14 protein-coding genes are annotated in these 14,167 nt (G+C 43.5%); 7 read left to right on the forward strand and 7 right to left on the reverse strand.

From position 1 onward, the window contains the following. The first annotated feature begins 79 nt into the window (after positions 1–79). The 3 genes from LT679_RS12945 to LT679_RS12955 are packed head-to-tail and all read left to right on the forward strand — an operon-like array spanning position 80 to position 2,692. Entirely contained in the window at positions 80–778 is a 699-nt protein-coding gene (locus tag LT679_RS12945) for a response regulator transcription factor (protein WP_232178015.1), read from the forward strand. Then, positions 775–2,127 (forward strand): HAMP domain-containing sensor histidine kinase, encoded by a 1,353-nt coding sequence (locus LT679_RS12950; protein WP_232178016.1) that lies wholly within the window; start codon positions 775–777, stop codon positions 2,125–2,127. The genes LT679_RS12945 and LT679_RS12950 overlap by 4 nt, the downstream gene beginning before the upstream one ends. A 34-nt stretch (positions 2,128–2,161) precedes the next feature. Continuing rightward, positions 2,162–2,692 (forward strand): O-acetyl-ADP-ribose deacetylase, encoded by a 531-nt coding sequence (locus LT679_RS12955; protein WP_232178017.1) that lies wholly within the window; start codon positions 2,162–2,164, stop codon positions 2,690–2,692. On the opposite strand, the gene LT679_RS12960 is transcribed toward LT679_RS12955, so the two are convergent. From LT679_RS12960 to LT679_RS12970, 3 genes are all read right to left on the reverse strand, one after another. Beyond that, positions 2,693–3,676 carry an alpha/beta fold hydrolase gene (locus LT679_RS12960; protein WP_232178018.1) on the reverse strand — a complete coding sequence of 328 codons (984 nt, stop codon included), beginning with the start codon at positions 3,674–3,676 and terminating at the stop codon, positions 2,693–2,695. It lies immediately after the preceding gene. An 83-nt stretch (positions 3,677–3,759) separates the two neighbouring features. Then, positions 3,760–6,081, reverse strand: coding sequence for a TonB-dependent receptor (locus LT679_RS12965; protein WP_232178019.1), 2,322 nt, complete (start codon positions 6,079–6,081; stop codon positions 3,760–3,762). A gap of 59 nt (positions 6,082–6,140) precedes the next feature. After that, the gene (locus LT679_RS12970; protein WP_232178020.1) at positions 6,141–6,470 is read right to left on the reverse strand and encodes a hypothetical protein; all 330 of its coding nucleotides are present in this window, start codon (positions 6,468–6,470) and stop codon (positions 6,141–6,143) included. Between the two features lie 90 nt (positions 6,471–6,560). Between LT679_RS12970 and LT679_RS12975 the strand changes: the two genes are divergently transcribed. From LT679_RS12975 to LT679_RS12990, 4 genes are read left to right on the forward strand one after another with little or no spacing between them, the layout of a single operon-like run. Continuing rightward, positions 6,561–6,914, forward strand: coding sequence for a hypothetical protein (locus LT679_RS12975; RefSeq protein WP_232178021.1), 354 nt, complete (start codon positions 6,561–6,563; stop codon positions 6,912–6,914). A gap of 1 nt (position 6,915) precedes the next feature. After that, positions 6,916–7,608, forward strand: a complete 693-nt coding sequence (locus tag LT679_RS12980; RefSeq protein ID WP_232178022.1) for a peptidylprolyl isomerase — start codon at positions 6,916–6,918, stop codon at positions 7,606–7,608. Position 7,609: 1 nt separating this feature from the next. Further along, on the forward strand, positions 7,610–8,083 hold the full coding sequence (locus tag LT679_RS12985) for a GNAT family N-acetyltransferase (protein WP_232178023.1): 474 nt from the start codon (positions 7,610–7,612) through the stop codon (positions 8,081–8,083). Positions 8,084–8,086: 3 nt separating this feature from the next. Then, positions 8,087–8,854 (forward strand): exodeoxyribonuclease III, encoded by a 768-nt coding sequence (locus LT679_RS12990; protein WP_232178024.1) that lies wholly within the window; start codon positions 8,087–8,089, stop codon positions 8,852–8,854. Positions 8,855–9,122: 268 nt separating this feature from the next. Here LT679_RS12990 and LT679_RS12995 read toward each other — a convergent pair whose 3' ends face one another. The 4 genes from LT679_RS12995 to LT679_RS13010 form a co-directional block, all read right to left on the reverse strand. Continuing rightward, a complete protein-coding gene (locus tag LT679_RS12995) occupies positions 9,123–11,627 on the reverse strand; it encodes an outer membrane beta-barrel family protein (protein ID WP_232178025.1) in 2,505 nt (834 codons plus the stop codon). Positions 11,628–11,757: 130 nt separating this feature from the next. Next, positions 11,758–11,964: a hypothetical protein gene (locus LT679_RS13000; protein WP_232178026.1), complete on the reverse strand. Its 207-nt coding sequence runs from the start codon at positions 11,962–11,964 to the stop codon at positions 11,758–11,760. Beyond that, positions 11,961–13,643: a PspC domain-containing protein gene (locus LT679_RS13005; RefSeq protein WP_232178027.1), complete on the reverse strand. Its 1,683-nt coding sequence runs from the start codon at positions 13,641–13,643 to the stop codon at positions 11,961–11,963. Before LT679_RS13005 ends, LT679_RS13000 begins: the two co-directional genes overlap by 4 nt. Positions 13,644–13,673: 30 nt before the next feature. After that, on the reverse strand, positions 13,674–14,006 hold the full coding sequence (locus tag LT679_RS13010) for a PadR family transcriptional regulator (protein ID WP_232178028.1): 333 nt from the start codon (positions 14,004–14,006) through the stop codon (positions 13,674–13,676). Between the last annotated feature and the right edge of the window lie 161 nt (positions 14,007–14,167).

The raw sequence follows: 14,167 nt of genomic DNA on the forward strand, positions 1-14,167 counted from the left end.
ACCGCTTCAACCGCCTCGCTCCGAACTTAATTACTTATACTTGGTTTATATTAACCATTGTTGCCGTAAACCCTGAATTATGATATTGAAAGATAAGAAGGTTTTAGTAGTTGAGGATGAACCCGGGCTTGCGTCCGTTATCAGCCGTGGGCTCGCCGCTGCCGGCATGGAGGTAAGTATTGCTCCTGATGGTATAACCGGTTTGCAAATGGCTACCAATTACCAGTTCGATCTGTTAATATTGGATATTATGCTACCCGGCATGAACGGTGTTCAGATATGCCGCGAGGTACGAAAAAAGGACGATGCCATACCAATAGTAATGTTAACGGCCCTTTCAAGCACCGAGAATGTGATTACCGGTTTGGATAGCGGCGCCGACGATTATATTGTAAAACCCTTTAAGCTTGCCGAGCTTGAAGCGCGCATACGTACATTAATGCGCCGCAGCCGTAATAACACTGCCCCCAAAGATGTAATTAATGTTGCCGACCTGGAAGTTGACCTGGTATCCAAAACAGCTAAACGTGCCGATAAACAGATAAACCTTACCGCGACAGAGTACCGCTTATTAGAATATTTTGTAAAAAACCCTAACAAGGTATTATCGCGCATACAGATACTGGAAAACGTATGGGATATTGATTTTAATATGGGTACCAACGTAGTTGATGTTTATGTGAATTACCTGCGTAAAAAGCTTGATAATAATTACGAAACACGCCTTATTCAAACGGTTTTTGGCATGGGCTATATGTTTAAAACGGATGGTGAATGAAGCTGCAAACCAAAATAACGCTGCTGTTCCTCGTCATATCGGCCGTAGGCTTGCTGTTGATGAATGCCGCGATATTTTACTTTGTATCTGATTTTAATTTCGAGGATTTTTTTAAGCGGCTGGAAGCACGCGTGCGGTTTGCCGCGCAGATAAAAATTCACCCTGACGGGCGAACCGCGGCTTACCGCGAGGCCAAGACTAAAAACCTGGAAATGCTGGAAGGTGAACGCGATTTTGTAGTACGCGTAAACTCAGATGGTAGTTTTAAACGGCCGTTAAACTTACCGGATGAATTTTATACAACCATACTTAACGGTAACCGCGCCCGTTACGATCGCAAAAATCACTTTTATGCCGGCTCCCTATTTATCACGCCATACGGTAAATACGTAGTAATTGCCGAAGCAATTGACCCATACGGTTATAAAGAGTTAAACGAGTTAAGGAAAATATTGATCATTATATTTTTTATTTCGGTTATACTGGCTTACGTGGCAGGCCGGGTATTTTCTTACTACGCTTTAAAGCCTATCCGCAACCTCATCAGGAGTGTCAAGAATATAAGTGCGAATAACCTGCATATGCGGGTTGATGAAACAGGCAGAGACGAAATAGCCGAACTGGTATCAACATTTAACCATATGCTTAACCGCCTGGAGACAGCATTTGAAACACAGAACAACTTTGTAAGCAATGCTTCGCACGAGCTGCGTACGCCGTTAAGCATTATCAGCGGAGAAACGGAACTATTGCTTGCGCGCAAGGGTTTGGATGCAGACGCCATTGCCAATGTGAATACCATATTGCACGAGGCCGAAAAGCTTGAGAACATACTGGCCAGCCTGCTCGGACTGGCGCAGAGCGGTTTTGATGGCAAAAAACAAAACTGGCAGTTGATAAGGGCAGATGAGTTAGTAATAACTGCAGTGGAGTCGGTAAAAAAGATAGCGACAGAGTGCACTATTGATATTGATTTTTCGGCCTTGCCTGAAAATGACGATCAACTGCAAACCGAGGGCAACATGAACCTGCTGCACCTGGCCGTGAGCAATATTATAATGAATGCCTGTAAATACTCAAGCAATCAACCAGTTACTGTTAAAATTGTATCGCAAAAGGGCACCATTAAAATTAGTGTTATTGATAAGGGGATAGGCATACCTAAGCAGGAGCAGAAACACGTTTTTGAGCCATTTTTCCGCGCCTCCAACACTGGTAAATTTGAGGGTTACGGTATAGGTTTGCCGCTCACGCTTAACATCATTAAACTACACCAGGGTTCGATCAATATCATATCTGAAGAGCAAATGGGAACCGAAATACAGGTTATGCTACCCGTAGCCGAATAGCCGAACATTGCTTTACACAAATTGTTATCTGTTTATGAAAGATAGCAGGGTAGAAGTAATACAGGGCGATATCACCAAACAACAGGTTAACGCGGTAGTTAACGCAGCCAATTCATCGCTGCTTGGTGGCGGCGGCGTAGATGGCGCTATACATCGTGCGGGCGGAAAAGCGATTTTAGAGGAGTGCATCAAAATTCGTGACAGGCAGGGTGGTTGTAATACCGGCGAGGCGGTAATTACCACCGGCGGTAACCTGCCGGCCAAATATGTTATCCATGCAGTTGGCCCTGTTTGGAGTAATAATAGCGCTGATAAAGCTGCAACGTTGTTAGCTAATGCTTATCGCAACAGTTTAAAACTGGCGGTTAAAAATGGTGTAAAAACTATCGCTTTCCCCAATATCAGTACAGGTATATATCACTTCCCCAAACCACAAGCCGCGGATATCGCGATCAAAACCATTACTGATTTTCTGACGGAGAACAACACCATTACTAAAGTGCTGTTTGTATGTTTTGATGATGATAATTACGGGTTATATCAGCAGCGGTTAGGCGGCAGCTGATTACAAATTGTCTATCAGATCCTTCAAAAACCTTTCTGGTATTTGCCAATGCGGTACATGCTTAACCCCCGGATAGCTAATCAGCCTGGCACCGGGTATCATCTTGGCCGTTGCTGGTGCCAGTTTTTTATAATTACCATGTCTGGTCTGTTCTTCCGGCGATAGGTAGGCTTTACCCACAATAGTATTATCCTCCAAGCCAATAAACAAAACGGTTGGTACTTTTATATTACCGAACTCGTGGCAAACGGGCTGCTCAAATATCATTTCATACGTTAAAGCCGATATCATGGCATAGCGCGGAAAATCGGCGCTATTGCTCACATTGCCGCCTATTTTTACCAGGTAATCATACGCCGGTTTCCACTCATCAAAATAAGATGTCTGGTAATATTTCTTTACGCTTTCAGCGGTAGTTTTAATTTCGCTTTTATAGAGTTCTTCGGCACTTTTGTAGGGCACGAATGACAGGTAATCCTCCAAGCCGATTGGGTTTTCAAGCAATAGTTTCTCAACCGTTTCTGGGTACATCAGCGTGAACCTTGTGGCTAGCATACCACCCATGGAGTGACCAAGGATGTAAGTCTTTTTTACTCCCAGCGTATCCAGCAGCTTTTTATTTAACTGTGCCAGCTTGTAAAAACTGTAATGGATGAAAGCCTTGGATGATTTACCGAAACCTAACTGATCGGGCACTACCACCCGGTAACCTTTCGCTGTCAACGCTTTAATCACACTGGTCCAATAATATCCGCCAAAATTCTTTCCATGAAAAAGCATCACTGTTTTGCCGTTGGTGTTAACTGTTGGAGGCACATCCATGTAAGCCATACGCAGATCCTGTCCGTCAGTACTCACAGGCAAAAATTTAACCGGGTAAGGATAGGCTATATTATCAAGCGTTATGGATACAGTATCAGGCTGTGCCAATGCGCTTAGGCAGATAACGGTAGATAATAGCGTTAAAAGAAACTTTTTCATCATATTAAAATACAGCAGATGCCGGCAAAAGTTTACCTTCAAGTAAAACGCCCCCTGATTAAGTCAGGAGGCGTTTATAAATCATTTTATTTGATTGATAATGGCAGATACACGCCGAAGGTAATGTTCCGGCCCGGATTGTATATACCAAAAGTCGGATCCTCGCTGCTTAAGCGGCCCGGTTTGTAGCGGCTAAGCGCATCGTAATACTTTTTATTAAGCAGATTATTGCCCGCAACATAAAGCTTAAGCGGTTGGTTGCCTAATTTTACGTTGGTGCCCAAGCCGGCGTTTAATAAGGTATAACCGTCGGTAGGGGTTTCAAAGGTAGCATCGAAACGCCCCTGCCTGAAAAAGTTATCAATGCCTACATATAAATACGATTCTTTTAAGCCTTTAACCTTAGGCTCAAAGCGCAGCGTGTTGCGCAAACTACCGGCAGGTATAAATGCCAAAGGCCTGTCTAAGGTGGTGTTTTGCGCATGTGTGTAGCCAAAAGTATTTTCCAGGTGTATAAAACTTACCGGGTGTATGGTAAGGCTACCCTCAAAGCCATATAAATTGGCATTTACCTGGCCGTAACGATAAACATCGTACTCTTTCGGGTTGCCATCTTCATCCACATCTTGCTGCACATCGCCGGGGGTATGCGATGCGTAGATGAAATTATGTATGTAATTCTCATAAATACCTACGCTGGCGCTGATGAATTTATTGTCATACTCCAAAGTAGCATCGGCCTGAAAACTGCGCTCGGGCGATAAATTAGGGTTACCAACCTCGTAGCGGAAAGTACCTTCATGTACACCGTTTGATGCCAGCTCGGCCGGGTTTGGTGCACGGAATGCCGAACCTGCATTAGCCTTAAAGTTAAGCTGATCATTAAACTGATGTGTGAAACCCAGCGCGCCACTTACGTTTGAGAACTTGTTTGTAAATGGCTCAAAGCGCACTTCATCCTCTTCGATTAAACCCTTACCGGTATTTTTGCGGTAGTCATAGCGTATGCCTGCATTAAAGGTGTTTTTGTCCCATGTTTTTTTAATATAAGCAAATGCGCCTATTCCGTATGAATTATAATCAGGCACTAAAAATTCTTCGCCTTTGTTCAGGCTCTTGCCTATTTCAGTACTTACACCAAAAACAGGTTGCCAGCCGTTGCTTTCAGGCAGGTAATATTTAATATCGCCGGTGTAGGTGTTCAAGTCAAAGAACAGAGATGGATCAACGCTTTCTTCCAGCTCGCGGCGCTGGTTTTTCTGGTAACCCAGGTTAACTTTTAAAAAGCCGCTGCCGATAATAAAATTGTTATCCCAGTTTATTTTATAATGCCTGATATCCTGACGCGGAAACAGCAGGCTGCGGCTTTTATAATCTGATTTTGTAAAAGGCTCGCCGTCTTCTTTCAAAAAGTCAAACCCGTTATCCGGCTCCGCCTCGTAAAACCCGATGTTGTTTTTAAAGTACGAGAAGTTGATATGCGAATAACCCCATTGCTTGTTCAACCCCAGCATACCGCTGATATTGGTTTCGTTAAAGCCGGAGTTCGGGAAATAATAATCGGGTGTTTTAAACGAATAGGCGTTCTTGTATGATCCTCTGGCTCGCCATACTAATCCGTCCTCGTTACCTGTAAACATCAGTGATGTACCGGTAAGGCCGTTGTTGGTAGCGTAGTTGGTTAAAAACTCGCCTTTTATTTGTCCGCTTGGCGGGGTTAGCGGGTCGAGCATATTAATTACACCGCCCAGCGCGTCCGATCCGTAAAGGAGCGAAGCCGCGCCGCGCAAAACTTCCACGCGGTCGGCACCGTACTGGTCAATCTCAATACCGTGCTCATCGCCCCATTGCTGGCCTTGCTGTTTAATGCCATTGCTCAGGGTAACCACTCGGTTATAACCCAGGCCGCGAATAACCGGTTTTGATATGGATGGCCCGGTTGTTATTTGTGACATGCCCGGCACCTGCGAGGCCAACGCGTCAATAATATTGGTTGATGGGCGCAATAGCTGTTCGCGGGTAACCGTGGTTGCCGATGTGCTGTTTTGCTTGCTGTTACCGCTTATTGGGGTGCCGGTTATTACTACCTCGCGGGTTTCAATAACACTGGTTTGCATTGTAAAAACCGGTGGCGTTGTTGCCGCCATATCCACCAGTTGGGTAAGGGTACGGAAGCCAACAAATTGTATCTGCACTAAAAATTTCCCGCGCACAGGCAGGTTATTGAATGTAAACTCACCATTTAAGTCAGTTTGGGTTGATATTTTTAGATCCGGGAAAGTGACTGTAGCACCGGGTAACGGCTGGCTGTTATTATCAACAACTTTACCTTTTAAAGTTATAACAGGGTTTGATGCCATGCTTTGGACAAATACCAATAGCAAGCATATCAATAGCTTGAATTTCATAATTCTTGTTCAGAAAAAATTAATAAATACTGCTTGCGCAGGTGGTGTGTTCTCTCTTTTTAAGATATTATGAAAACAGGAGGGGAGAGCCCGTCGGCAAGTATAAGGCCGAAGGATTTAAAGTAGATATTGACAGAAGAATGGGTGAATAACGCCGCCTGCAGGTTAATGGCAGCATAATGTTGTTGCAGCTCCATATCCGTATGGTGCATGCTATCGCAAATCTGGCATTTTTCGCTTACCTGCGTTAGCCCCTTTGTTTTGGCATCAGCGTGGTTATGGATGCCTTTTAAAATGTGGTGCTGATGCGAATACACTATAACCTGCCCTGCTATAAAGCAGAACAGCATAAGCCAGGCGGCGATCAAGGTGTAACGCTTCTTTTTCAAGACGATTGAAATTTGTGCAAATATAAAGCAATACAAATAAACAATTCATCTGCATAGGGTAACAAAATTGTGAAATGTATATTTGCCTGTATGAAACCTGCCGAAGTAAATAAAAGATGGGACGAGTTGCAGCAGCACATCGCCAGGGATTTTGATACCGACACGCCTGATATGAAGGTGATGCTGTTTTTAATTGGCGTACAGGAATTGGGGCAGGGCCCCCGCAAATTCAGCAAGCGCCAAAAAGAGGAATTGATGCACATTGCCAATTGCCGCCTTTTTAGCCAGATGGGGTTTTACGAACTTGAGGGTCTCGATCAGGATGGCTGGCCGCACTGGAAGTTGGTGAAGCCTATCCCGAATTACACCCTGCTTGAGCAGGAGATGGTAATGAAAACGCTTATTGTAAATTATTTCGCCGACATATACCCGTACGAAAATTAATATGAAGAAAATTTTACTTGCTGTTTTACTGCTGTTTACCGCGATAGCTACCCATGCTAAAGGGCCTAAAAACCAGTATGTTCGTATTAAAACCATGTACGGTACGTGCATTATCCGACTATATAATGAAACGCCACTGCATCGCGATAATTTTATAAAGCTGGCTAAGGCCGGTACGCTCAATGGCTCTTTGTTCCATAGAGTAATCAAGGATTTTATGATTCAGGGCGGTGACCCGACCTCAAAAGATGCCAAGCCGGGCGATACTCTGGGTAATGGTAAAGAAACTTATACTGTACCTGCGGAGATTCGCGACAGCATATTTCATAAAAAAGGTGTATTAGCAGCGGCTCGTGAGGATAACCCCGACAAGGCATCAAGCAGTTACCAGTTTTATATTGTAGAGGGCAAGCGTTTTACCGACGAGCAACTGGATAAGCTGGAACAAACCCGCCTCAAAGGCCGCAAGATACCTCTAAGCTGGCGTGAGTATTATAAAGCGGTAGGCGGCACCCCGCACCTCGATCAAAGTTATACCGTGTTTGGCGAAGTGATCACCGGCCTGGATATGGTTGACCTGATAGCCGCCCAAAAAACCGACGGTAACGATCGCCCGCTTAAAGATGTACCCATGACGATTGAGCTGCTCAGCAAAAAGGAGTGTAACCAGTTGGATAAAATACTTTCTATTTAACATGGATCTTGACATACGACAGGCCAACCTGAAGGATTTACATGCGATATGCGATCTGTTTTATAATACAATTCACGCTGTTAACAGTAAAGATTATGATGCCAGTCAAATCAAAGTATGGTCTGCCAACCGTGAGAACGATGAATTATGGCGCAAAAGGTTAAGCACACAATATTTTATTGTTGCAGTGCATAGCGAGCAGATAGTAGGCTTCAGCTCGGTTGCTACAAATGGGTATCTGGATTTAATGTTTGTGCATCAGCATTACCAGGGTAAGGGCATTGCCACCGGTTTGTTAGCTGAGATTGAGAGATATGTAATCGATAACCTTTCAGAAAAAACATTAACCACACATGCCAGCATAACGGCCCAGCCGTTTTTTCTTAAGAAAGGGTTTAAAATGATAAAACAGCAAACGGTTAAAGTTCAAGGAACGGGTCTTATTAATTTTGTGATGCAGAAAGAGTTGAAATAAATAATGAAGATAATTACTTACAATGTTAATGGCATACGTTCGGCCATAAGCAAAAACTGGTTGGAATGGCTGCAGGCAACCGATGCCGATGTGGTTTGTTTGCAAGAGATCAAGGCTACGCCCGACGTGTTGACCGATTTATTGATAGTGGAAGAAATGGGCTATCAGCATTATTGGTACCCGGCAGAAAAGAAAGGCTATAGTGGCACAGCTATTTTTACTAAACAAATACCCAAGCATGTAGAATATGGCTGCGGTATTGCCGATTTTGACCGTGAAGGCCGTAATATACGTGTTGATTTCGATGAGGTGTCGGTAATGAGCGTGTACTTCCCGTCGGGCTCAAGTGGCGATGAACGCCAGGATTTCAAATTTCGTTTTCTGGATGAGTTTGGCTCTTACCTGCAACAGTTAAAACACACCCATCCTAAACTGGTGGTTTGTGGCGATTATAATATTTGCCACAGGGCGATTGATATTCATAACCCCAAATCAAACGCTAATTCATCCGGCTTTTTACCCGCCGAGCGCGATTGGATGGAGAATTTTATTAATTCAGGTTTTATTGACACCTTCAGGCACCTGAACCAGGAGCCGCATAACTATACCTGGTGGAGCTTCCGCGCTAATGCCCGTGCAAAAAACCTGGGCTGGCGTATTGATTACAACATGGCCACCTCAGCGTTGGAGCCACACATCCGCCGTGCAGCTATCCTGTCTGAAGCAAGGCATTCTGACCATTGCCCGGTGCTGTTGGATCTGGAGCTTTAACCCCACCTAATCCTCCCCCTTTGGAGAGGATTAAAAATTGTCATTTCGAACGAGGTACGAGCGAGAAATCTGCCGCTATACGATGAGCGCAGACAGATTCCTCTCTATCGTTCGGAATGACAAATATTAGTGAAGGCCAAGTCACCCTGAGCTTGTCGAAGGGTCGAGCGAGGGGCCTAACCGGCGGCGAGTGCTTCGACAAGCTCAGCATGACAAGCGATAAAGCCCCTACGTCATTGCGTGGTACGAAGCAATGACGTAGAACTAATCAATTCCTCGATTTCACCCTGTTACTTTCATCGTCGGCACCGGTTTGGCGGTTGCGGGCTTTAATTTTGGTATTGCCGAAGTTATACGTAAGGTTGATACGGGCAATACGGGTTTCGCGTTTCTGGCGAATGTCCAGGTCAACTGTTTGGTAGTTTGCCGTAATGTTGTTGCGGCGCATCCAGAAAACATCGCTCACGGCTAATTTTACATTCAGTTTTTTACTCAGGAACGAACGGCTAAAGCCCAAATCGATTGAATATTGCGGCTTTATATTGTATATACCATAAGTAACGTTTGATTGGTAAAAGGTTACAATCTCGGCCTTGATCTCCTTAGGGAGCAAAAAGTTGTGCGTTGTTTTAAAGAAGAACGATGCGCGGCCCCTGTTCAAATTTCCACCAAGCAGGTCATTAGCTTTAAAGCTGTTGTAAAAACCGGTAAAGGTTAAATTACCTGTCCACCATTTCCAAAAAGTGAACGGCGTATTCAGGTTAAGTGAGTACGAATCCTGCGCGTTTAAGTTCAAATTAGTTTGATATGTTGCCTTTTTAGCGGTATCAGTTAATATAATCTCCGTAAAAACATCACTTGTGTGGCTGTAATTAAAGCTTAGGTTGATGGTTTTATTGTAGGTATAGTTCAGCTCAAATGAGTTAGTATATTGTGGTTTTAAAAATGGATTGCCTTGCGAGTAGGTAAACTGATCCAGGTAATAAACAAATGGGTTCAAATCCTCGTAGCTTGGGCGGTCAATACGGCGGCTATAGTTCAATCCCAATTCGTGTTTTTTTCCCAATTTTTGGTTAACAAAAAGGGTAGGGAAAAAGTTAAGATAACTGCGCTCGACCACGTTGTTGGTGGTAATGAGGTCGCCTTTCGATTTGGTATGCTCTGCACGCAAGCCCAATTGTACCGACGTGGTTTTGAATTCTTTACTCAAGTTAAAGTAACCGGCCTTAATATTCTCGTCGTATATAAAATGGTTGGTGCGGCCGGCATCGTCCACCAGTCCACTTCCGGTAGAATCTATCTTCGCCTGTAAATCATTGTCTGTTTTAACGAAGCTAAATTTGGCGCCCAGTTCCAATTTAAGCGTTTTGTTGATCGGTTTTACATAGTCAACCTTTTGGGTGTTGATTGTAATTTTTGATGGGGTAATATTCGCGATCAGGAGAGGATCCCTATAGCGCGTGGTTCCATCGGCTAAAAAGAAATCGGTGTTATAATATCCTTTAGAGTTATTGCGGAACTTGGAGTAATCCACATCAACGCTGATGCTTTGGCCAAGTGTGTCGATATCAAATTTGTCATTCAGGTTTAAAGCGATGTTACGGAATGATTGATCGATAGTTGATGGCGTGTTCTGAACACTGTCAACCCTGTCAAAAGATGGACCGATGTTGGTAATGTTGCCATTGGTATCAAACCCGTTGGAGTGATCGCCGCTTACAATAAAACCTACAACGTTTCTTTTAGAGGTATTGTAGTCGGCTCCAAAACGGTAGTTGTTAAAATGCACCTGATTAACAAAGTCGGTATATTGATTAAAGTAAGTTGTGCCGGTATTATTAGTAACCGTACGGCGCAGGTTCATGTTATTTTCGCGTTTAATATCACCACGACTAAATGATCCAAAAAAGTTCCAATCGCCTTCCTTTACATTGAGGTTAAGGCTGCTGTTGTTTCTAAAGTTTAATCCGTAGCCCGCGCCCGCTGTTAACGAGCCGTTAAAGCCCGACTGCTTATTCTTTTTCAACTTAATGTTGATGATACCGGAATTGCCAGCCGCATCGTATTTTGATGAGGGGTTAGTGATGAGTTCGATAGACTGGATAGTGCTGCCGTCGGTTGAGCGCAGCAGGTTGGCCAGTTGTGTGGCCGAAAGGTAGGTCAGTTTATCGTTAATCATTACCGTTACACCGGCTTTTCCCTGCAAGCTTATATTATCATCCTTATCTACGGTTACACCCGGGGCGCGTTCCAACACCTCTAAGGCGCTGTTGCCTGTGGCTACAATGCTGTTCTCCACGTTCATCACCAGGCGGTCAGCCTTGCGTTCAACCAAAGGCTTTGCGGCGGTAATGTTTACCGTTTTAAGGCTTTGGCTGGCGGGCTGCATACTTAAAGCGGCAACAGTTACCGCTTGAGCGCCGGCAGTGAATTTTGCGCTATAAGTTTTTTGATAGCCCATTGTGGTGGCCGCAATCATATAATCGCCTGCTGCAATACGGTCAAAAGCGTATTTTCCATTCGCGTCAGCCATTGTTCCTTTAACAATGCTCGAATCTTTAGCGCGTAAAAGGCTTAGCGTAGCAAATTCCATCGGCTTGCCGGCCTCATTTAACACCGAGCCCGATATTTTGGTTGAAGTTTGAGCAAACGCTGTACTAAATGTTGGTGCAAAAAGCGCAATTGTTGCCGCTATCCTGATTATAAATGCGCGTATGTATATAATATAGGTATAAAAGTTAGGACAATACTTATCCTGTAAAAGCATTTTCATGTTTTTTTAAGTGTTTAGTTAAAAAGTTTGGCTTTACGGTTCCGGTTGAACCGTCTTGTAGATGTTGTTTAACAAACCAGCATCTGTTATTTATACATAAGATGCTGAAACATGTGCCTTGGTTACAGTTTTAGTCAAACTTTTTTATCACTGGGAATAACTCAGCGGCGATTTTTTGCAGATAGGTATGGGTTTTTTCGAGCGATGTATTATCGGTTACGGCGTTAATTGCATGTCTGTCAACACGGTTGTTTTTCTCGGGCAGGTAGTAATAATAAAGGGGAATAATAAGCCCGCTGAATAACAGCAGGCTTATATATTTTATCAGGGCTTTCATTTTTTTGTAGTGATGATGGTGTCTTTTGCAATAACAACCGAATCGGCACCAACAGTAACGGCGGCAGCTACTGCTGCCGCAGCAGTGTCTGCCTTGCACTGCAAGCCTTCTGCCGTCATAACAAACTTGGTAGTTGGGGCATTTTCTTGCCCGTTCATTGATCTGCAACTCCAAGCGTCGATGTTGTTAACATAACGGTCCAGCTCTTCATCAATAACTACGTTTGTATTCACAGGAACCTTTAACGTGAGGTGTAATGATTGCCTGCGCCAAGGTGAACCGGCCCGGCGATCAAGCTTCGGTGAAAATTTTAGTACGGAATCTTGCTGAATGAATTGATAGTTGGTTGCCCTGGCGTTAATTAAAGCCTCCTCATAGTTCTTGCCATATGATCCGAATTCTTCAATAAGTACAGGTGTAGCTACATCGCTTTTTTCAATAGAGATGGATACATTGTTTATAAAGGATTCCGGATTATTACGATCATAATAGTTTTCTACAATTGTCAGGCCTTTAAACTGCTCTTTAATGTTCAGCCGGGTACTATCCTCGCTGGTGAGATATTTAATGTCATTAAGTTTCAAATAATAAGTGCCTTTTGCCGGCTTGATGTTAACCGTTTTCCTGAATCTGCCCACTTCCTTAAAATCAGCAAACGATCTGGCGGAATAGTAAATAACCACAAATATTGAAGTGAACCAAATAGCCAATAACGTAAGCCCTGTAGTTTTTGAAAAATTGAAATTTTTAAAGAGCAACGTTACTGCAAGTAAAATAATGGTAAGTAGTGGTATGGCTACCAGTAAAAATCCGCATATCAGGAAAATAACATTTACCTGGTAATTCACAATGTTAAAAGGAAACCATGTGTATAAGGCTGTATTTCCATATGCTATAAAGGCCACTATCACTACTGCGAGGCTTATGATGCCTGCAAAGGCTGAAGCAACAAGGGCTATGCCGCATACTTTAAGCAATACTTTTCCAAAGCCTCTTAAAAAAGTGCCGAAATGTGTAAAAAAGTCGCCCGCGAAATCACGTGCACGGTAAACAAAGGGGCGCGCTTCTTTACCAAAACTGTTCATGCTGCCTCTTAAGCCGGTCATCTCTTCTTCAAAATTGCGTTTAAAACCCTGTAGGTTTAATTTTTCGCCCTTCATGGCCATGCGGTCGGCCCGGGTGGCGGCTTTAGGGACCACCAACCAAAGTATAATGTATAAAATGATACCCGTGCCAAACATCAAAACCGCGATAACGAACGCAAGCCTGATCCAAACGGCTTTAAAGTCAAAATAGCTGGCTATACCGGAGCATACGCCGCCAATCACTCTGTCCTCAGGATCGCGGAATAGTTTACGATGGGTTTGTTCGCTTTCGCCAATCATAGGTTCGGTGATGTTGCCTTCTTCGTCTGCACCTGCAAAATCCTCAACGCGTCCCATCTGCTGAATTACGAGTTGTACATCAGCATCAATAATTGCTTGCTTGCCGTCGCGCGCCAATATCTCGCTTAGCATTTCGGCTATGCGGTTTTCAATATCAGTAGTAATCTCCAGGCTGTCGGCCGAGTTCATAAAATGACGTTTAACGTCAGTCATGTAATTCTTAAGTGTCTCATAGGCATCCTCTTCTATGTGGAAAACGGTGCCGTTTATATTTATAATAATGGTTTTGTTCATGATGATAACTTTTGGGGTGATAGGATAGGGTTACTTTCTGTCGCCAATAGCGGTTTTAACGGCAAACTCGAGTTCCTGCCAGGTTTTATCGAGTTGCTCGAGCACTTTGCGGCCATCGTCTGACAGGACGTAATATTTGCGCGGCGGCCCGGAAGTTGATTCAACCCAGTTATAACTGAGCAATCCATTATTCTTTAACCGGGTAAGCAGGGGATACAAAGTGCCCTCAACAACAAGTAGTTGCGCTTTTTTTAATTCGGCAATAATGTCTGAGGCATATGTTTCACCCTTGGCAATTATGGAAAGTATGCAGTACTCCAGTATGCCTTTCCTCATTTGTGTTTGGGTATTTTCAACAATCATAATACAAAGATATATGTTTAAAAATGTATTATGCAATACATAGTACTAAATTTTTTGAAATTTCTTTTTTAGTATGTCAGGAGAAAGTTTTTTAACTTTTTTTAACAGATTATTTGACTTTTTAATAATGTAACATTACTTTTATGTTCAATTAACTATTA

Source organism: Mucilaginibacter roseus (assembly GCF_021215455.1).
GTDB classification, from domain to species: domain Bacteria; phylum Bacteroidota; class Bacteroidia; order Sphingobacteriales; family Sphingobacteriaceae; genus Mucilaginibacter; species Mucilaginibacter roseus.

Coding starts and splice junctions, on each gene's coding strand:
- LT679_RS12945 (WP_232178015.1), top strand. CDS start 80: ATGATATTGAAAGATAAGAAGGTTTTAGTAGTTGAGGATGAACCCGGG.
- LT679_RS12950 (WP_232178016.1), top strand. CDS start 775: ATGAAGCTGCAAACCAAAATAACGCTGCTGTTCCTCGTCATATCGGCC.
- LT679_RS12955 (WP_232178017.1), top strand. CDS start 2,162: ATGAAAGATAGCAGGGTAGAAGTAATACAGGGCGATATCACCAAACAA.
- LT679_RS12960 (WP_232178018.1), bottom strand. CDS start 3,676: ATGATGAAAAAGTTTCTTTTAACGCTATTATCTACCGTTATCTGCCTA.
- LT679_RS12965 (WP_232178019.1), bottom strand. CDS start 6,081: ATGAAATTCAAGCTATTGATATGCTTGCTATTGGTATTTGTCCAAAGC.
- LT679_RS12975 (WP_232178021.1), top strand. CDS start 6,561: ATGAAACCTGCCGAAGTAAATAAAAGATGGGACGAGTTGCAGCAGCAC.
- LT679_RS12980 (WP_232178022.1), top strand. CDS start 6,916: ATGAAGAAAATTTTACTTGCTGTTTTACTGCTGTTTACCGCGATAGCT.
- LT679_RS12985 (WP_232178023.1), top strand. CDS start 7,610: ATGGATCTTGACATACGACAGGCCAACCTGAAGGATTTACATGCGATA.
- LT679_RS12990 (WP_232178024.1), top strand. CDS start 8,087: ATGAAGATAATTACTTACAATGTTAATGGCATACGTTCGGCCATAAGC.
- LT679_RS12995 (WP_232178025.1), bottom strand. CDS start 11,627: ATGAAAATGCTTTTACAGGATAAGTATTGTCCTAACTTTTATACCTAT.
- LT679_RS13000 (WP_232178026.1), bottom strand. CDS start 11,964: ATGAAAGCCCTGATAAAATATATAAGCCTGCTGTTATTCAGCGGGCTT.
- LT679_RS13005 (WP_232178027.1), bottom strand. CDS start 13,643: ATGAACAAAACCATTATTATAAATATAAACGGCACCGTTTTCCACATA.
- LT679_RS13010 (WP_232178028.1), bottom strand. CDS start 14,006: ATGATTGTTGAAAATACCCAAACACAAATGAGGAAAGGCATACTGGAG.